The sequence below is a fragment of the Bacteroides sp. ET489 genome, assembly GCF_030518095.1.
Classification (GTDB): Bacteria; Bacteroidota; Bacteroidia; order Bacteroidales; family Bacteroidaceae; genus Bacteroides; species Bacteroides ndongoniae.
This window is the reverse complement of the sequence record NZ_JAULLJ010000006.1, coordinates 137,210-156,839: the sequence shown is the minus strand read 5'-3', so window position 1 is coordinate 156,839 and position 19,630 is coordinate 137,210. Positions and strand designations below refer to the sequence as shown.

The 19,630-nt window shown below is 52.6% G+C and carries 10 protein-coding genes; 3 read left to right on the top strand and 7 right to left on the bottom strand.

The features are described from left to right. Nucleotides 1–26 precede the first annotated feature (26 nt). Nucleotides 27–3,026, bottom strand: a complete 3,000-nt coding sequence (locus Q3C19_RS05380) for a TonB-dependent receptor (protein WP_302727720.1) — start codon at nucleotides 3,024–3,026, stop codon at nucleotides 27–29. Between the two features lie 352 nt (nucleotides 3,027–3,378). On the opposite strand from Q3C19_RS05380, the gene Q3C19_RS05375 reads away from it, so the two are divergent. Next, entirely contained in the window at nucleotides 3,379–7,326 is a 3,948-nt protein-coding gene (locus Q3C19_RS05375) for a response regulator (protein ID WP_302727718.1), read from the top strand. A gap of 22 nt (nucleotides 7,327–7,348) precedes the next feature. Here the strand turns inward: Q3C19_RS05375 and Q3C19_RS05370 are convergent, their stop codons facing one another. The 3 genes from Q3C19_RS05370 to Q3C19_RS05360 all read right to left on the bottom strand — a co-directional run bounded on the left by Q3C19_RS05370 (nucleotide 7,349) and on the right by Q3C19_RS05360 (nucleotide 12,526). Then, on the bottom strand, nucleotides 7,349–8,509 hold the full coding sequence (locus Q3C19_RS05370; RefSeq protein WP_302727716.1) for a PepSY domain-containing protein: 1,161 nt from the start codon (nucleotides 8,507–8,509) through the stop codon (nucleotides 7,349–7,351). A 34-nt stretch (nucleotides 8,510–8,543) separates the two neighbouring features. Then, nucleotides 8,544–9,956 carry a DUF4374 domain-containing protein gene (locus Q3C19_RS05365; protein ID WP_302727714.1) on the bottom strand — a complete coding sequence of 471 codons (1,413 nt, stop codon included), beginning with the start codon at nucleotides 9,954–9,956 and terminating at the stop codon, nucleotides 8,544–8,546. A gap of 224 nt (nucleotides 9,957–10,180) precedes the next feature. Next, on the bottom strand, nucleotides 10,181–12,526 hold the full coding sequence (locus Q3C19_RS05360; RefSeq protein WP_302727748.1) for a TonB-dependent receptor: 2,346 nt from the start codon (nucleotides 12,524–12,526) through the stop codon (nucleotides 10,181–10,183). Between the two features lie 386 nt (nucleotides 12,527–12,912). Between Q3C19_RS05360 and Q3C19_RS05355 the strand changes: the two genes are divergently transcribed. Then, nucleotides 12,913–13,257 carry a HigA family addiction module antitoxin gene (locus Q3C19_RS05355; RefSeq protein ID WP_022161948.1) on the top strand — a complete coding sequence of 115 codons (345 nt, stop codon included), beginning with the start codon at nucleotides 12,913–12,915 and terminating at the stop codon, nucleotides 13,255–13,257. Nucleotides 13,258–13,397: 140 nt separating this feature from the next. Here Q3C19_RS05355 and cysS read toward each other — a convergent pair whose 3' ends face one another. The 3 genes from cysS to Q3C19_RS05340 form a co-directional block, all read right to left on the bottom strand. After that, complete coding sequence (gene cysS, locus Q3C19_RS05350; protein ID WP_302727712.1) at nucleotides 13,398–14,873, bottom strand: cysteine--tRNA ligase; 1,476 nt, start codon at nucleotides 14,871–14,873, stop codon at nucleotides 13,398–13,400. 80 nt (nucleotides 14,874–14,953) lie between these two features. Continuing rightward, nucleotides 14,954–17,254, bottom strand: a complete 2,301-nt coding sequence (locus Q3C19_RS05345) for a HAMP domain-containing sensor histidine kinase (RefSeq protein ID WP_302727710.1) — start codon at nucleotides 17,252–17,254, stop codon at nucleotides 14,954–14,956. Between the two features lie 12 nt (nucleotides 17,255–17,266). After that, the gene (locus Q3C19_RS05340) at nucleotides 17,267–18,091 is read right to left on the bottom strand and encodes a Cof-type HAD-IIB family hydrolase (protein WP_277120633.1); all 825 of its coding nucleotides are present in this window, start codon (nucleotides 18,089–18,091) and stop codon (nucleotides 17,267–17,269) included. Nucleotides 18,092–18,572: 481 nt separating this feature from the next. Between Q3C19_RS05340 and mnmA the strand changes: the two genes are divergently transcribed. After that, nucleotides 18,573–19,619, top strand: a complete 1,047-nt coding sequence (gene mnmA / locus Q3C19_RS05335; protein ID WP_302727708.1) for a tRNA 2-thiouridine(34) synthase MnmA — start codon at nucleotides 18,573–18,575, stop codon at nucleotides 19,617–19,619. Nucleotides 19,620–19,630 lie beyond the last annotated feature (11 nt).

Here is a 19,630-nt window from a genome sequence, read left to right as displayed (position 1 = left end):
ATTCAAGTCTTTAATGGGTTAATTATTTAGAAATTCATACGTACACCTACTGTAACTGTACGCGGATTGGGGTAAGCACCCATATCCATACCATTGTCTATATCTACGCTATTAGCACTGAACGATGCACCTGCCGGGTCGATACCTTTATATCCGGTGATGGTGAATAGGTTTTGTGCAGAGAGTGAAATACGGATGTCAGCGAACTTCGTAACCTTACGTGGCAGTGTATAAGTGATACTGATGTTTTCGCAGCGCAGATAGTCAGCATTTTCGAGCCACTTACTGGAGTTACCATAGTTCTTGTTTGTTACGCCCGGTGTAGGCATGGTGTTACCTATGTTGGTAAAGTAATCTTTAGCTGTCACAAACATTGATGCACCTACCATTGAATTCATGGCAAAATCAACCAGATTCAGACGTTGTGCGCCAAAGGCTGCATTAAAGAATACGTTGAAATCCCAATTTTTATAGCTGATGGTGTTATTCCATCCCAAAGTGAAGTCTGGATTAGAGCAACCCAATACCATTTTATCTTCGCCTGATGGGTCGGTTGTTATTTTACCGTCTTTTGTATAGTAGGAGTCAACGAAATCTCCATTATCGTTTTTCATGATTCCTGCCCATTTGTATCCGTAGAACGTACCGATAGCTTCACCTTCTTTGATGATGGTTGCCGGATCTACAGTACCTGGCGATGGGCTTACACCGTATATTACAGGTTCTTCGGCTGTCAGTTTTGTGATTTCGTTTTTCAAGTAGCTTCCGTTGATGCTGCTGGTCCATTGCAGATTGTCATTCTGGATGATGCGTCCGGTGATAGAAAGGTCTATACCCTTATTACTTACTTCACCGGCATTTATCCAATAGGAAGTACCACCTACGTAGTTAGGCGCTGTACGTCTTAGAAGAGCATCCGAAGTGCGTTTGTCGAAGTAATCCATACTGAAGGTCAGTCGGTTGTTGAAGAAACCCAAATCAATGCCCAAGTCGAGTTGTTTCACCTTTTCCCAAGTCAGGTCAGGAGTTGCAAGTCCGTTTCCCCAGTAACCGGTATAAGTCGTACCTGTACCGAAGTTGAATGAAGTACTTGTCATCAATCCGAGAGTTGAATACGGGTCAATATCCTGATTACCGATAATACCGTAACTGGCACGGATTTTCAGATCACTCAAAGCTTTGACATTTTTCATGAACTTTTCTTTTGTCACTGTCCATGCAGCAGCGATAGAAGGGAAATATCCCCACTTTTGGTTTGTGAAGCGAGAACTACCATCGGCACGGAATGTAGCAGTCAGCATATATTTGTCTGCATAGTTATACATGAGTCGGGCTACACCGGAAAGAAGATTCCAGTTACTGTAACTGTTTTCCGCATCACGGGTCTTAGCATTCTTTACATCCCAGTAACCTACTTGTTCAGCCGACAGATTCTTACCGCTTATTGCCATGTAACGTGTTTCTGACGAAGTAGCTTCCCATACGGCTGTTGCGGTCAGTGAGTGCTTATTCCAGTTGCCCATATAAGTCAAGTTGTTGGTAGACTGCAACACCAGATTATAATTATTGTTGTTGCCCATACCGTTTTGTGTCTGTACACGGGTTGATGAGAAGGAGTAACCTTTGCGGTCAGAGTAATCCAAACCGTTGGTGGTAATAAAGGTAAGACCTTTCAGAATGTTGAACTTCAAATCAACATGCCCACTTACTACGTTGCGTTTACGGTCATTAAGGTTTTCGTGAAGAATACCATAAGGATTATTCTGAATGTTGTTGTAGGGGTCGGTATTGTAGTTGCCTTTTTCGTTATACATCTCCATAGTGGGTGAATAGTTCAATCCTACCCAAATGGGGTTTTCCTGGCTTTGGTTAAAGCCGGCACCCGAACCGTTACTTTGTGACAGGTTGACGTCAGCTGTCATTTCCAGCCAGCTATACAGTTTGGAGTGTATATTTGCTTTTACTGAATAACGTGCAAAATCAGTATCGGTAATTACACCTTTTGTATTCATATAGTTACCCGAAACATAGAATTGGGTATCTTCATTACCTTTAGAAATAGCTACTTTATAATTTTGGGTAACTCCGGTACGCAACAATACGTCCATCCAGTCGATACCAGGATTACTTCCGTCCAGATAACCTGACAAAGCTGCACGGTCAGCCCCCTTGTAATCTACCAGGGCTTGTGCATATTCTTGTGTGCTCATAACTTCAGGAATGTGGTAAGCGTTAGAGAAACCGACTGATGCATCGAATACTACTTCTGTTTTTCCTGCTTTACCGGTTTTTGTAGTAACCAGTACTACACCGTTTGCACCGCGTGAACCGTAGATGGCAGTTGATGAAGCGTCTTTTAGAATCTGCATGCTCTGGATATCTTCGGGGTTAATTCCCTCCAGACCACTTTCGCGTACGATACCGTCAACTACGTATAAAGGATCGTTTGATTTATTGATAGAGCTGGCACCGCGAACGCGAATTTTAAGGTCTCCTCCCGGTACACCGCTTGACATAACTGATATACCTGATACACGACCTTGCAAGGCATCTTCGATGCGGGTTACCGGTTGGTCTTTGAATTGTTTGTTGTCCATTACAGCAACAGAGCCCGCGAGGTCGGCCTTGCGTACTGTACCGTAACCGATAACAATGACTTCGTCCAATGCTTCGCTGTCTTCATGTAAAGTGATGGTGAGATTCTTTTGTCCTTCTACAGGAACTTCGGCAGTTTTATATCCAATATAAGAACAGATTAAAACAGCATTGGGAGATACGTTCAGATTGAATTTTCCATTTAAGTCGGTAATAGAGCCATTCTGTGTATTTCCTTTTTCTACTACATTTACTCCGATCAATGGTTCTCCGTTGGCATCGTTGATGACACCTGTTACCTGATTGGTCTGTTGGTTGACAGCATATTCATATGGTGCCAATACAGGTACAGCCAAAACATTTCCACTGGCCCAAAGTAATCCAACTGCTAATGGCAGTGCCCGAAACAGTTTTTCTTTCTCTTTTTTCATGAAGTAAGAAATTTAAGTTTAACATTATTGTTGTAAAGCCGGAACTCATTTTTTGTCCTGTCCGACTATTGCAAAAATAGAAAGAATGTTTAATTGGCTTTTTTAAGAAATCGCTATTTCTTTTTCAAATATATCTAATAACGAATATTTTAGTGATTTTTTAAAGTTTAAATAGACAAAATTAGAAGTATAATCCGAATTTCCCTAAATGCATGGTATTATCAGAATTTATATCGAAAAACATACTATATTTTGAACGAACATAAAAGATGAGATGTTATCTTTGTCGTCAGGAAAATATCATTAGATCTTTTTATAATGATATTTTTTTAAAGCCTGGTTCTACAATAATATGAAAGTTTTTAGGTTTCTTTTTTCCCTATTTATGCCGTTTGTCTTTTCGGCTTCAGTTTGTGCTAAACATTATTTGTACAAACAGATATTGCTGAACACAGGCCTCCCTACTACGCTGACCTGTATATCCTCTGATACGAGGGGATTTGTGTGGACTGGTACGAAGTTCGGATTAGGGCGTTTTGATGGGCATGAACAGAAAAGATATCTTCATCAGCATGAAGATTCGACAACACTTCCGGGTAATTATATCTATCAGATTTTTGAAGATTCTTATCATCAATTGTGGGTATTGACTGATATGGGAGTGGCCCGTTACAACTATCGCAATAACAATTTTGTGCCCGTGAAGGACGAATACGGGAAAATGTGCATCGCTTATTCTATCTGTCAGTGGAATAACCTGTTGCTGTTGGGCGGAACCGATAAGGTATACGCTTATGATATGCAGACCGGCAAGTTGGGAGTATTTTACGAATTGAGACACAAAAGACGCTTTGAAATCATCCGTCTGGCTATTTCTAAGAACAACAGGCTGCTGTGTTGTAGCCGTTGGGAAGGGATATATGCCATTGATCTGAGAACCAAAAAGATAAGTGCGGAACCATTTGGCTGTGGGAAAGAAATATCGGATATGTTTATCGATTCTCAAAAGCGTATATGGATTGCTCCTTATAATCAGGGACTACGTTGTTTCTCACCTGAAGGGAAGGAAATAGCAACATATACGACCCGTAATTCAGAACTGAGCAGTGATATAGTGCTTTGTATTACGGAAAAAGAGGAAAAGATATGGGTCGGTACGGATGGAGGTGGTATCAATATTTTGGATGTTGATAACAGTCGCTTTTCTCATTTGAAACATGTGCCTGGCGATAAGCAGTATTCGCTGCCGACCAACTCAATCAATTGTATTTATTGCGACTATTATGGAAATATCTGGATGGGAGGAGTATACAACGGGCTTATTAACATGCGTGAAGTATCGATGAAGACATATACCGATGCTCCTTTCGGCTATCCGCTGGGGTTAAGCCATAACATTGTTATCAGCCTTTATCAGGAAAATCCCGAACGCATCTGGATAGGTACTGATGGTGGTGGAATCAATAGCTTTCATCCCGAAACGGAGACGTTTACCCATTATCCTAGTACCCGTGAAGATAAAATAACCTCTATTTGCGGGTTTACGCCGGGTAAGCTTCTGGTGTCGGCTTTTGCTGAAGGAGTATTTGTTTTTGATATTGCGACCGGAACGATGACGCCTTTCTGTGTAGTGGACGAGACTACTACACAAACCATATCCCAACACGGATATTCTATCTATCTTTATCGGAATACCCCCAATACGGTGCTGGTTTTGAGCAATCATGTCTACATATACAATCTGTACGACAAGTCGTTCCGGATAGCTAAAGAAGATAAAAAAGAGCCTATTATTTGGGGAACCCTTCAGGCCATTGCCAGTGAGGAAGGGCATACTTATCTGTTTGACTCCCGACGGATTTATGTGATGGATCATTCTACGTTGCAACTGACCTCACTTTTTACCTCCTCTAAAGAAACCATTATTAATTCTGTAGCATATGATAAGAAAGGTACTTTCTGGATGGGTACCAGCCGTGGACTGGAATGCTATTCTGTACAGACAAACGAGCTTTCATCCGTGCAGACCAACTTGTTTACTGATGTGTCGCTGGTGGTATGCCATAATCCTGATGAAATATGGATTGGTGCCGAAAATATGCTTTTTTCGTATTCGCCGCATAAGGAACGTTTTACAATATATGGAGAGTCGGATGGAGTGATGCCCAATGAATACATCCCCCGTTCGCAATTGATTATTGATGAGCAAGGCATCTACATGGGCGGAGTGGAAGGGCTGCTCTTTATAGCTAACGGGCAGAAGACTGATGAAATAAGCATACCTGAGATGCATTTGTCGGACATCATTCTCAATGGGAAATCTATTAATGATCAGTTGGAGAAGAATCAGGATGCCCTCTCTGTAGACAAAAACAGTAATGTAGTCATTCAGGTAATGGCCAAGGAGGAAGATATTTTCCGAAAAAGGCTGTATAGATATCGTGTGGAAGGATTGGACAACAGTTATACGGAGACTTACCAGCCGGAACTGATTATGCATACCCAGCTGCCTGGTACTTACCGGATTATGGTGGCGTGTACGGCAAAGGACGGAAGCTGGATTCCCGATACCCAGATACTAACACTGACCATTCTGCCGCCCTGGTATCAGACCTGGTGGTTTATTTTGCTTTGTATGGTTGGAGGAATTCTTCTGGTAGCCGTTGCTTTCCGCAAAGCATTAAGGAGGAAAGAACGTCAGCTGAAATGGGCCATGAAAGAGCACGAACAACAGGTCTACGAGGAAAAAGTACGTTTCCTTATCAATATCAGTCACGAATTGCGTACTCCACTGACATTGATATATGCTCCGTTAAAACGTATTCTGAAGACTATCGGACCCGAAAATGAGCAATATCTGCCGTTGAAGGCCATATATCGTCAGTCGCAGCGTATGAAAGCATTGATTAACATGGTGCTCGATGTGCGCAAGATGGAGGTAGGCGAGAGCAAGCTGCATATGCAACCATATTCGTTCAATACCTGGATTGAGCAGGTATCTCAGGATTTTGCCAATGAGGGTGAGGCGGAACAGGTGCATATACGTTTTCAGCTTGATCCACGGATAGAGGAAGTCTGTTTCGATAAGGACAAGTGTGAGATTGTATTGAGCAATCTGTTGACGAATGCTTTGAAGCACAGTCCGCAGAGTACGACAATCACCATCAGTTCCGAGCTGAAAGTCAGTGGCGACGAAGTGCGTGTTGCCATTTCCGACCAGGGATGCGGATTGAATCAGGTCAATATGGGAAAACTGTTTACCCGTTTTTATCAGGGAGAGGGAGAGCAAAACGGTACCGGTATAGGCCTTTCCTATTCCAAGATTCTCGTTGAGCAACATGGAGGGAAGATCGGGGCTTACAACAATCCAGACGTAGGGGCCACTTTCTATTTTGATTTGCCTGTAAGGCATACCGAGGTAGAAGTCGTGAGCCAGCCCAGAGCCTATTTGAACGAACTGATTGGTGACGATGGCATTGAGCAGCCTGCTTTGTCGGGAGAGCAGTTCGACACGTCGGCCTACAAGATACTGGTTGTCGACGATCATGCGGAAATGACGGATTTTCTGAAAAAGGTACTTGAGCCCCACTTCAAACAGGTGTTGACGGCGGCCGACGGCGAGGAAGCACTGAGAGTGATACGTAATAATATGCCCAACATCATTGTCAGCGATGTGATGATGCCTCGTATAAACGGCTATCAGTTGTGCCAGTATATCAAGGAAGATATTACCATCAGCCATATTCCTGTTGTTCTGCTGACGGCCCGTGACGATGAACAGAGCCAGCAGGAGGGATACAAGAATGGTGCCGACGCTTATCTGGCAAAACCTTTTGAGGAAGAAACGCTGCTCGAACTGGTGCGAAACCGTTTGAAGAACAGGGAAGAAATCCGCGAACGCTACATGCAGGCTGGCCCTGTGCCCGTGCCCGAGGAGACAACCTTCAGTCCGGCCGACGAAGCCTTCCTGTCGAAACTGAACAAAGTGATTCAGGACAATCTGGACAATTGCAATCTTGACATCGCTACCATCTGTAATGAAGTACACATGAGTCGTGCCTCCCTTTATAATAAAATGAAAGCGCTGACAGACATCAGCGCTAACGAGTACATTAATAAATTCCGGATGGAAAGGGCTATTCAGCTGATCAGGACTACCGACATGCCATTTACTGAGATTGCCGAAAAGGTAGGCTTTGCTACCTCGTCTTATTTCAGTACGGCTTTCAAGCAATACATGGGCGAAACTCCTACACAGTATAAGAAGCGGATCAGGCAAACGGAGGCGACAGAGGAATGATCCTTTCCGCTGGCCTGTCCGTTCAGGAAGGCCGGTGGCCAGAGGTTCTGGAAGGGCTTTTCTGCAGCCGCCGAATCCACAGATAATATCCCGTCAGCGGCAGGGTAGCACCCAGCAGGGCAGCCACGAACCAGAGCAGGCGGGTCAGCAGTCCGCCCCAGCTGCCTACGTGCATCGAGTAAATCCAGCCGCGTATTTTGCCCGATTTGTCCAACTCGTTGTAGGGAGTATATCCGGTCAGCTGGCCGGTGCGTGTGTCGAACTGGTAGCGGTCGGCACCTCGCGTATTGCCGAAGCGGTTGACGCTGACGCTGGCCGATCCGTCGGACAGGCTGATCTGACGGGCGTCGGGATTCTTCTGCTTCAGCTGCTCGTACACTGTCTGCCAGTGGGCGGTGCGGTCGGTGTTCTTGTCTCCTTTTCCTTTCCGTCCCTGTTGTTTCTGATGGCCTTCTTGCGACTTGGCGTTGTGCGAACCGTGTCCGCCTCCTGCCTGTGCCTCTACACCGAACAGGGCATAGAAGCCCGTGCGATACCAGCCGAACGACCACGTCAGTCCCGTCAGGGCCATGACGAGCAGCAACAGCAGGGCATACATGCCCCCTGCCACATGCAGGCCGTACCAGAAGCGGCGCCAACCTTTGCGTACCGCAATCTTCAGACTGTTCTGCAACGCTTTACGCGTGCGAGGCCACCAGATGACAATGCCCGACACCAGTACCAGAACGAAGAGCAGCGTGCTGGTGCCTACCACCACCTTGCCCCAGAACACGCCGTCGCCCGACGGGCGGCTGTCGAGCAGCCAGCGGTGCAGACGGAACATGGTGGCAAAGAAGGGCAGACGGTCGCCCCGGCCCGTTACCTCGCCCGTATAGGGATTGGCATAGACCGATGCTTTCGGCGGACTGGACAGGGGCAGTTGCCAGGCTTTCGTCGGGTCGGGGAAGGCGGTGACGCCCGTCACCTGTACGCCCTCGGGCAGCGTGGCCGATACCCGACGGACTACTTCGTCCATCGGCAGCGGCTGGCGGCCTTGCGGGTCGACGTTGAATACTTCGGGACGCAGCCATTGCGTCACTTCCTTCTCGAACACCAGCATGGCGCCGGAGAAGCAGACAAGCGTGATAATCAGTCCGAAGGGGACGGACAGCCACAGGTGTATGTGTCGGAATGCTTTTTTCATTGTTTATTCGTTGGGTTGGGATGATGTGTGGGATTTATTGGGCCTCCAGTCGTCCTACACCGTTCAACGAGGTGGCTTTTACGACCAGTCCCTTGCTGGCAGTAGCTGTCGAAGGCTCGATGCGATAGATGGCGGGATAGCCCGAAGTGGTAGTCACAGCGATGTAAGCCGAGCCGTTCTCCATGTAGGGTGTGTTACCGAAGCCGCTGACGTCGGTCGGCAGTCCGCTGACATAGGACAGGTCGCCGTTGCTGACGTTGAATATGGCCAGGCGGTTGGCCACCTTGTCCGAGGCGGTAATGGCTTTGTCGTACATCAGCAGCAGGAAGTAGTTGCCGCCGATGTACCAGCTGCGCAGGAAGGATGCGCCGTCGGCTTTCTCTTCGAGGTTATAATAGTAGTCGGGGTCGAAGTCTTCGGCCTTGGTGTCGATGCGCACCACGCCGGCGGGCAGGGTGGTTTGCTGACGGACGTCCTTCATCGTCTTGGCATACGAGGGCGAGAAGACGTACATGTAGCCGTCGTCGGCCAGCCAGTTCATCTGATAGTATTGTGAGCGGTTACGTCCGCAGGCGTAGCTTATCTTGTCAGTCTTGATGAGTTTCCAGTCGGTCAGGGTCTGGTCGGTGAAGATGGCCATCCAGCATTCGTTGGGGTATTGGGTCCATTGCAGTTCGTCCTTGTCGTAGGCACCGCTGCCACTGCCGCCCGATTCGGTCTTGATGAGGTCCTCGTTGCCGGGCAGCACCCACTTGTAGCTGCCGTCGTCGTTCTTCTGCATGCAGCCGTATTGGCTGAGGCCCATGGGCACGGCGGCGGCATAGAGTCGGGTGCCTACCTGTGCCAGTCCGGCCAGGGTGACGTATTCACCGTTGCCCAGGAAGTTTTCGGAAAGGAAGGGCGTCGATGCATTGACCGTGTTGCTGGTGTAGGTCTGGTTCTCCACGTCCAGATACGAAGCCAGGAATGACTGGGGCACGTAGCCGTTCTCGTCCTTCAGTTCCGTGGGGCCGTCGCCTGTCGAGGTGGTCATGATGTAGCGGTCGTAGTAGCCGTAGGTGGTGAAGCGGTTGACGTAGTATTCCTGCGAACGCTTCTCCAGTGCACCGGTGTTGTTCAGGATGAACGATTGCGTAGTGCCTGCTTCGCCCTGATTGTAATTGAGTGCGTACAGGTAGCGGTTGGTGTAGAACACCCAGTAGGTGGCTCCTTCGTTCACCAGGCCGTTGCCTTGAGTGGTCACTTCGCCTTCGTCGAGCGAGGGGGCTGTCAGCAGTACGTAGGTATCGGTGCTGCTGCTGGTCACGGTGGCGGCTATCACGTAGTTGCCTGTCGAGGTGTTGGAGTTGTTGTTGCTTCCGCTTTGGTCGTCTTCCGAGCAGGAGGTAAGGGCCATGCCTGCCAGCGAGGCGGCAAAGAGGCCTGCAAGTAAGTGGTTCTTTTTCATATTCTTCTCTTTTTTATGTATTTGTTTTTGTTCGTTCCGATGGCTGCCATGCGGCAGGCTTCCGGCATGCTTTCCCTACGGCTTTGCATGGCCGGAGTATGGAGAGAGGGTACAATCATCCGGGATGATGGCAGGAATCATCCGCATTGATTGTAGGAATCATCCGGGATGATTGTACCCTCAAGTCTGTAGACTGTCGGGCAGAGGTGCTGACGTTGGTAGGCTCAGTCGCCGAAGTGGATGCGCACCTTTCCGTAGAAAGCCCGTCCGGCCTTTTGCAGGCTGAAGTTGTCGTACAGGTTCTCGTCCGTCAGGTTGCGGCACTCTACGGAGAAGTTGTAGCGGCCGCCCTTCACGCTGTAGCTCAGCGTGAGGTTGTGGGCAAACTGGTCGGGGACGATGTAGTCGCTACTGCTGCCGATGACCTCGGAGTAGTAGGAGAACGAGTGCGTCCACTGGTTGTCGTAGGTCAGTGTCAGCAGGTTGCCCCGTCCGCCGAGGTCGCGCCAGTAGAAGTTGGCGTCGAAGTCGGCAAAGCGGTAGGGCACGTTGGGCATTCGCGAACGGTAGCCCAGATTCTCCACCGCGTTGCCTGTGCTGCCTATCTGGTAGGGCTCATTGTCGCGCACGTCCATCTGGGTGAAGTTACCGCCCAGGCTGAGCCAGCGTCCCAGGCTGTAGCGGGCGGAGAGGTTGTAGCCCTTGGTCAGTACATTGCCGTAGTTAATGTAGGTGGCATTCTCCTTGCCGCCACTCAGGTCTTGTACGTTGCGCTGTATGTAGTCGTGCGTGTCGCGGTAGACCAGTCCTCCCTCCACATAGAAAGAGTGGCTGCCCAGCGTACGCGCATAGCTGAGACTGAAGTTCACATTGTGGCTGCTCTCAGGGCGCAGGCTTATCTGTCCGCTCTCCAGGTCCTCATCGCCAAACATCTCTTCGATGGTGGGCAGACGGTAGGCACGCTCGTACGACAGCTTGGCTTGCAGTCCCTCGACGAGGAAGTAAGTGCCTGCCGCACCATAACCCCAGGAGCTGACCGTGCGGCTGGTGCGTACGTAGTTGCTGCCCGTGTCATCCTCGGCCATGGGTCCGGCCACATACTGGCTGTAGTGCTTGCCGAAGACGGAGAGGTTCCAGCGTTCCGACGGCATCAGCCGGTACGCCAGTCCGGTGATGTTCTTGCGCGTCTGCTTGGCGATGGGGTCGGTCTGCTCCTCGGCAGCCAGCAGCGAGGTGTTGTCGCGGCGGAAGGTACTGAGAACGTGGTTCAGGGTGAACGTATGGATGCGCCCCAGACGATAGTTCATCGTGGCTGTGGCATTCCAGTTGTCGTTGTCGGCGCGGCTGTACTGGCGCGACTGTTCGCCGGGCGTGTTCAGGGGCTGGCGCTCGCCCAGCCAGTTGTATTTGTAGTGGGCCGTATCCACGTTGGTGGTGGCGTTGCGGTTGTAGTTGGCCGACAGTGTCAGGTCGAGGCCTTTCACCAGCAGGTTGCGTTTGCTGTACTCCAGCGAGGGGATAAGTGAGTGTCCGAAGCGGTGCTTCTCGCCGAAGACGGTTTTCTGGCGCACACCGGTCTGTACGTCCTTGTACATCTGCGACCAGATGAAGCCCAGCATCAGGCGGTCGGCCCAGGACTTGTTCACGAAGCCTGCCTTGGCAACGACAGCCTCGTTGTGATACGTATCGTTGAAGCGGCGGACGCGCACCAGCTCTTTGTCGCTGAAGCTGCCCGTCTCGAAGTTCAGTACGGGGGCATCGACACGATAGTCGTTGTCCGAATAGTTTTGGAAAGCGTTCAGCTCGTAGGTGAAGCCGTTACGGAAAGTCTGCCCGAAGCGAAGGTTGGATTTGTGCGTATTGAACGAGCCGTACGAGTAGGATGCGTCGAGAAACCAGCGGCGGCGTTGTTTGCCCGTCACGATGTTGATGACTCCGCCGATGGCGTCCGTGCCGAAGCCTACGGGTACCACACCTTTATATACCTCGATGCGCTCGGCAAAGCTGACGGGGATGTTGTTCAGGCCGAACGAGCTGCCTGTGCCCTCCTGCGGGATGCCGTCGATGAACACCTTGACATGCTTGCCGCTGAAGCCATCCATCATCACCTGCATGTCCGAACCCACGCCGCCCGACTCGCGCAGCTTCATGCCTGGTGCCTTAGCCAGCGCTTCGCTCAGGTTCTTGGTGGTGTTCTGCAATTCTTTGGTGTCTACCGCTACGGCGTTGAAAGCCGAACGCTTGACGCGGCTCACACCGGTCGAAACGACGGTCACTTCGTCCAGCTGCTGTACGTTGGGGGCGATGGTGATGTTCACCTCGCGTTCCTCGCCTCGCCGCAGGTCCAGTGTCCGTTCCACTGTCTTGTAGCCTACGGCCGAGACGACCAATGTATATTTCCCCTCAGGAGCCTTGATGCGGAAACGCCCTTCGCCGTTGGTTGTGCCGCCGAAGGAAGTCCCTTTCAGGTAAACGGTGGCGAAATCGACTGTTTCTTTCTCGGTCGAAGTGACTTTGCCCGATACCAGGCATCGGGGACCTTTGCCGTGGAAGTCCTGTGCGCGGAGCATCCCTGCTACTGACAGGCACATCAGGACTGCCACCCATAGTGTAAATGTACTTGTTTTCACGCTGTTTATGTACTTGGTTATCCGGCTGCAAAGTTCCGCAGAAAAAGGTAGTTCCGCAATCGCCAGTTTTTGGTATTTATGCCGCCCGTTCTCTCCCTCCCTCCTTCGGAACGTTCGCGTCAATAACCATTATTAGGTAAAGCCCCCGGAGAGGGAAGGAGTGAGGTGTATAAAAAGAAGTGTTCACATATTTGTGAATGCCCGATGAAGGTAGTATCTTTGTTTTTGTAAGTGGAAATGCGTTGACTGTCACATCCGAAAGTACCCGTTTGCAGGTATTTGACGACCATTTCTGGCTTATCCCATCATTATAAATAAGAAACACTATGATTACCTTAAAAGGCGTTGACCCCAAAATGATAGCCAATAATCTGACTCCTTCGGAACCGATTCATCCCGGAGAAATGATAAAGGACGAGATAGAATATCGTGGTCTGTCGCAACGGAAGCTTGCCGCACAGATGGGTATCTCGCCTACGCTGCTCAACGAGATATTGAACGGCAAACGTGCCGTCTCGACCGAGTATGCGTTGCTGTTCGAAGCCGCATTGGGAATTGATGCGGAGATCTGGATCAGACTGCAAGCCGATTACGACATGCAGGTAGCCAAGTCGAACAAAACCTTCATGGAGAAGTTGGCCAATATCCGTAAACTTGTAGCGGCTCTGTAAGGAGCCGGCGGGTGGCAGGATGACGGAATGCCGCGCCGCCATCAGGACATGAAAAAGGCACGGGCGGCACCGCCTTTCCTGATCGATGTCGGGAAAAAGGCAATGCCATCCGTGCCTGTTGCAGCGGCGGGAGTAGGAAATTATTTATTGAGTTTCCACTCCGAACCGTCTTTGCCGTCCTTTATCTCGAAACCAAGGGCGGTCAGTTCGTTGCGTATTTTGTCGCTCGTAGCCCAGTCCTTGTTGGCTTTGGCTTTGGCGCGTTCTTCCAGCAGCATGTCTACTACGTGGCCGAAGGCTTCTTCGCGGGCGGCGTTCGAAGCGTTCTCGGCTTTCAGACCCAGAATGTCGAAGCAGAAGAGGTGGAAGGTATCTTTCAGTTCCTCCAGATCGGCAGCGGTGATGGTGTCGTTGCCTGCCAGAATGTTATTCACCATCTTGGCTCCGTCGAACAAGTGAGCGATGACGATAGGCGTATTCAAATCGTCGTCCATAGCTTCGTAGCACTTCTCACGCAACTGCTTTACGTCCACCGTCGATGCTTGTGCGGGTGTAATCTTTTCCAGTCCGCTGACGGCATCCATCAGTCGGGCCAGTCCCTTCTCGGCGGCCTTCAGGGCTTCGTTGCCGAAGTCCACGGTGCTGCGGTAGTGGGCCTGCAGGGTGAAGAAACGGATGGTCATCGGTGTGTAGGCTTGCTCTAATAGCGGGTGTGTGCCGGTGAAGAGCTGCTCTAAGGTGATGAAGTTGTTGTAGCTCTTACCCATCTTCTGTCCGTTCACGGTCAGCATGTTGTTGTGCATCCAGTAGTGCACCATGTCGTCGCCCTGACTGGCCACGCTTTGGGCTATCTCGCATTCGTGATGCGGGAAGATGAGGTCCATGCCGCCTCCGTGTATGTCGAAGTGTTCGCCCAGATACTTCCGTCCCATGGCTGTACATTCGCAGTGCCAGCCCGGGAAACCGTTGCCCCAAGGCGACGGCCAGCGCATGATGTGCTCCGGTTGTGCATTCTTCCACAGGGCGAAGTCGGCGGGGTTACGCTTCTCGTCCTGTCCGTCCAGCTCACGGGTGGTGTTCAGTACGTCGTCCAGGTTGCGGCCGGACAGCTTGCCGTAGTGGTGGTCGTGGTTGTACTTGGCCACGTCGAAGTAGACGGAACCCTTGCTTTCGTAGGCATATCCGTTCTTCAGTATCTCCTTTACCAGTTCAATCTGCTCGATGATGTGTCCCGAGGCTTGCGGTTCGATGCTGGGACGCAGTACGCCCAAGGCATCCATAGCCTCGTGGTAACGGTTGGCGTAATACTGTGCCACTTCCATCGGCTCCAGTTGTTCCAGACGTGCCTTCTTGGCTATCTTGTCCTCGCCTTCGTCAGCGTCGTGTTCCAGGTGGCCCACGTCGGTAATGTTGCGCACATAGCGCACTTTATATCCCAGGTGCTTGAGGTAGCGGAAGAGGATATCGAAGGTAATGGCCGGACGGGCGTGTCCCAAGTGTGGGTCGCCATAGACCGTAGGGCCGCAGACGTACATACCCACGTGTGGGGCGTGCAGCGGCTTGAATACTTCCTTCGTTCGGCTCAGTGTGTTGTAAATCGTCAGTTGATGTTCCATATTGTTAGGTATTTATTTCCGGTTGAAAGCACAAAGTTACTGTTTTTCGGATAAGTAGCCCCATGATGGCCGTGTTTTTTTCAGCGGAGGATGGGAGAAGGCAACGATACCGTAAATTCACTGCCACTGCCCTCGCGGCTCTGCACGGCGATGTTGCCACCATGAGCCTGCACTACCTGCCATACAAAGTTCAGCCCTAAGCCGAAGCCTGATGCGCCGGTGGTGCAGCTGCCCGAGGCTATGCGCTCGAACTTGCCGAATATCTTCATCTGCTGGTTCAGGGGGATGCCGATGCCGTTGTCGCGTACCTTTATGTGCAGGGTGCCGTCGGCAGTGGCTTCGGCCTCCAAGCGGATGCGCACGGACGGGCCGGAGTACTTCACGGCGTTGTCTATCAGGTTGGAAAGAACCTCGCGCAGGCAGAAGGCGTCGGCCGTGGCACAAAGGCTTTCCGGACAGACAATGTCGAACTCCACCGGCTTGGATGCCTTGAGGCGGAACTTGGAGGCGAGGTCGTTGAACAGCGGCAGCAAGGACACAGGCACGGGATGCAGTTCCAGTTCGCCACGATCCATCTGTGTCAGCATGACCACGCGCCCTGAGAGGGTGAGCAGACGGGCACATTCGTCGTTCATGGCCCGGACTATCTTGTCGGCCTTTTCGGGTTTGTCGGCCAGGCGGCCGCTTTCCATGATTTGCGTTCCCATCAGAATGGTTTGCAGGGGCGACTTCATGTCGTGTATCATGGAGTAGGTAAAGTCCTTGCGGAACTGCTCCAGTCTGCGCTGCTGCCGCCAGGCACGCCACAACAGAGCGATGCACAGCAGGCTGAAAGCGAACGTCAGTCCCAGCGGCACAAAGAGATACCACGCCGAACGGAGGATGAGCCTTTCGGGGGCGGGTACTACACCCTGCACGCACACCGCGCCGTCGTCTGCCAGACGCAGGGGCGTAGTGACGAGGCTGCCCCAACGGGGAACGGCGTGTGCCGTCTGCCTGACGACCTGCCCCGTGGCAGGGCGCACGATGCGGATGCCGCCCGGTGTCTTCAACCCGGCATCGGTGAGGGCGGCACGAAAGAGCGAGTCGAGCCGAAGCGTGTCGAGGGGAACGACGACGGGTCGCTGATTGACGAGCTGCTGTGTGCCGTATGCGCGGAAGAGGCGGGTGCCTTCGCTCAGGTTCATGCTCTGATGGGATACATAAATCTCGCTGACGGAGCCCGGGAAAGCGGGTGCGTAGCTGGTGTTTCCCTTCTCGTCGGTTGTTTTTCGGTAGAGGACGGTCAGCAGCGAGTCCATCTGATGGTGGAAGTAGTCGGTCATCCCCGTAATGTGTGACTTGCGGGTGCCGCGCAGGTGGTTGACGTCGAGCGAGCGGCTGTGGCGCAGGGCATTTTCTTCGGCAAAGGCTTCTTCGATGCACACCTGTACTTCACGGTTCAGTGCCCTCCACTGTTCGTGGTAGATGTATCCGGCCCACAGGGCGGGCAGCACGAAGGCCAGCGGCACCATGCCCCACGACAGGCGGCGCAGCCATGTGGTGCGGCGCGAACGCAGGCGGGCATTCTCCTGTTTGGCGCGGGTCAGGGTGGCTTCGGTGTCGGCGAGCACTTGCTGTCCCTGCTGACGGGCTTCGGTCCAGCGGGAGGCATGCAGGCAGACCTGCATCCGGCGGACGGGTTGCGACATCTGTTCGGCCAGCCGGTAAAAGTCCTCGCACTGGCGGCCGATGTCGCGTCGCAGACGTTGCAGCAGGCGCATGCGCAAGGCAATGGCTCCTATCAGCAGACCGGTGATGAGGAAGGTAAGCCCCGGGAAGAGCAGGTTGGACGGGTGGTCGAAGTAATGCAGGTCGGCGACGGCTTCTACGGCGATGCCCTTTTGCGGGTGGAGCAGGACGTGGGGCGAGGTCAGCACGCCGATGCCTTTGTCGGGCAGCGGGACTCCGGCGGGCGATGTCTGAAGGGTGCGACCTGTGGCGGCATCCAGCTTGCGGATGTAGATGCTGCCCGTCATGCCTTCGCGTTGCAGGACGGCGGTCAGCGTCAGGCGCAGCGAGTCGAGCGAGGTCTCGGGTAACCCGTAACCATCCTGCAGCACGGCCGAAGTCTGTTCGGCGTAGTGAAGCTGTCGGTCCTCGATGTCCAGATGCAGGCTGTCGGGCGCATAGACGATGTGGGTAACGGTTCTTTCGGGATAGGGCAGGCGGTTCACTTGGGCGTCCGTCACCAATGTAAAGGTTTCCTTGAAGCACGCAGCCAGTGTGGCCTCGGCCTTCTGCATCTGATTGCGGTAGGCAAACCATACGCCTGCCCGCTGGAAAAGGCTGATGAGCAGCAAGGCAAGGAACGAGAGCAGAAGGACGTTGCGGACTTTCACGGGCGGGGAGGGTTATGCTTCGTTGCTGAAAAAGAGCTTCTCGACAGCTACGGCCACGCCGTCTTCGTCGTTGCTCAGGGTGATGTAGTCGGCGGCTTTGCGTACGGGTTCTTGTGCGTTGGCCATGGCTACACCCATGCCGGCAAAACGTATCATGCTGAGGTCGTTGTAGCCGTCGCCCATGGCTACCATCTCTTCACGCGTCAGTCCCAGACGTTCCAGCAGTACGGCCAGCGAGCGGGCCTTGTCGATGCCCAGCGGAACCAGTTCGAGGAAGTAAGGCTCGGAACGGTAGACGCTGATGCGGCCTTGCAGGCGCAGCGACAGTTCGGCTTCGGTCTGCATCAGCCTGTCGGGGTCGCCCACAATGAGGCACTTGGGCAGTGGCAAGGGAGCATCGCGCAGGAAGTCGTCGGTAGGGCGTATCTGCATCTTGTTAAGGAAGGCTTCTTTCAGCACATACTCGTCGTCGGGCTGTTCGGTGAGGATGTATTCGTTGTCGTAGGTCAGGATGGCCTGCCCGTTGCGGACGGCGGCCGTGTAGAGGACAGGCAGTACGTCGTCGGGCAACAGGTTCTTGTAGAGCAGTTCGCCCGTGCTCCAGTCGATGATTTCACCGCCGTTGTACGACAGGATGCAGCCGTGATGCTTCTGCATCTGCAAGGCTTCGGCCAGCGGTGCGATGCCGTAAGTGGGTCGTCCGGAGGCCAGCACCAGTCGGACGCCGCTTTCTTGCAGGCGCAGCAGTGTCTGGAGGTTTCGGGGGGAAATCTCTTTCTTCGAGTTGGTCAGTGTGCCGTCTAAGTCGAGCACAAGCAGGCGGTACGTATGTTTCATGTGTCGGAATTTGAAATGGATTGTTTTTCGGCTGCAAAGGTAATGCTTTTTCGTGAACGGTGACGGAATGTGTGCCGATTTTGCCGTCGGATGGAAAAAGCGTCGTATCTTTGCCTGCTCGGGTGCACTTCGCAGGGCCGCGGAAAGCGGTGCTTGCAGGGCATTTGTGGGACACTTGTACGGCTCGCGAGCAACACTTGCACGGCTCACGAGCGACACTTGTGTGGCTCACGAGCAACACTTGCACGGCTCACGCCGGATTTATGTCGAATGCTATCAAGTTGATTATCAGTGATTCACATAAATCCGCTCAAAGGGCATTGCAAAGCCGCCGGGTTTGGGTTGAAAACCCGCCGCGTTTTGACCGGAAACCTGTGGAGTTTTGGCTGAAAAGCCGTGGGGTTTTGACCGAAAAGTCGAGGCGTTTTGACAAGAAAACCGAGGAGTTTTGATGGAACAACCGTTGAATAACGATAGAATAATGAAGGAACAAGTATTACTGGGCATGAGTGGCGGGACGGACAGCTCCGTGGCCGCCATGCTCCTACAGGAGGCTGGCTACGAGGTAGTAGGGGTGACCTTCCGCTTCTACGAGGCGGAGGGCGGCGAAGCGCACTTGGACGATGCCCGGCAACTGGCTGCTCGGTTGGGCATCCGCCATTGCGTGCGCGACGTGCGCGACGAGTTCCGCCGCCGCATTGTCCGCTACTTCACCGACGAGTATCTGGCTGCCCGCACTCCTGTGCCCTGCACCTTGTGTAACAATCTGCTGAAGTGGCCTCTGCTGGCACAGATGGCCGATGAGCTAAGCATCCCTTACATTGCCACGGGTCACTATGTGCGCAAGGTCTGCCGCGAGGGGAAGTTCTACCTCGCTCCCGCCGCCGACCCCGACAAGGACCAGTCTTTCTTCCTCTGGGGACTGAAGCAGGACATCCTGCGGCGCATGCTTTTGCCCATGGGCGACCTGACGAAAGCCGAAGCCCGTGCCTATGCTGCCCGCCGGGGCTTCGAGCGTGTGGCGGAAAAGAAGGACAGTCTGGGTGTCTGTTTCTGCCCGGGCGACTACCGTGCCTTCCTGCGACGCGAACTGCCCTCCTCGGCCTTGCCCGGACGGGGACGGTTTCTCGATGAAAAGGGCGATTTCTTAGGGTGGCACGAGGGCTATCCCTTCTACACCGTAGGCCAGCGGCGCGGACTGGGCATCCACCTGAACCGCGCGGTTTACGTGAAGGAAATACGCCGCGAACGGAACGAAGTGGTGCTGGCACCACTCGCCTCGCTCTATCGGACGGAGATGTTGCTGAAGGATTGGAACCTCGTGGACGAGGCCCGTGTGACGGGCGGTGCGGAGGTCATTGTGAAGATACGCTACCGTAAGCAGGCCAATCGCTGCCGGGTGTCGGCAGCTGATGGAGGTCTGCTCCGTGTCGATTTGCTGGAGCCGCTCGAAGCCATTGCCTCGGGGCAGGCAGCTGCCTTTTACGATGCCGAGGGGTTGCTGCTGGGCGGGGGGATTATTGTATAATGATTTTGAGA

What these genes read in the sequence shown, in the direction of transcription:
- Q3C19_RS05380 (WP_302727720.1), bottom strand. Translation starts at nt 3,026, where the DNA reads ATGAAAAAAGAGAAAGAAAAACTGTTTCGGGCACTGCCATTAGCAGTT.
- Q3C19_RS05375 (WP_302727718.1), top strand. Translation starts at nt 3,379, where the DNA reads ATGAAAGTTTTTAGGTTTCTTTTTTCCCTATTTATGCCGTTTGTCTTT.
- Q3C19_RS05370 (WP_302727716.1), bottom strand. Translation starts at nt 8,509, where the DNA reads ATGAAAAAAGCATTCCGACACATACACCTGTGGCTGTCCGTCCCCTTC.
- Q3C19_RS05365 (WP_302727714.1), bottom strand. Translation starts at nt 9,956, where the DNA reads ATGAAAAAGAACCACTTACTTGCAGGCCTCTTTGCCGCCTCGCTGGCA.
- Q3C19_RS05360 (WP_302727748.1), bottom strand. Translation starts at nt 12,526, where the DNA reads ATGCTCCGCGCACAGGACTTCCACGGCAAAGGTCCCCGATGCCTGGTA.
- Q3C19_RS05355 (WP_022161948.1), top strand. Translation starts at nt 12,913, where the DNA reads ATGATTACCTTAAAAGGCGTTGACCCCAAAATGATAGCCAATAATCTG.
- cysS (WP_302727712.1), bottom strand. Translation starts at nt 14,873, where the DNA reads ATGGAACATCAACTGACGATTTACAACACACTGAGCCGAACGAAGGAA.
- Q3C19_RS05340 (WP_277120633.1), bottom strand. Translation starts at nt 18,091, where the DNA reads ATGAAACATACGTACCGCCTGCTTGTGCTCGACTTAGACGGCACACTG.
- mnmA (WP_302727708.1), top strand. Translation starts at nt 18,573, where the DNA reads ATGAAGGAACAAGTATTACTGGGCATGAGTGGCGGGACGGACAGCTCC.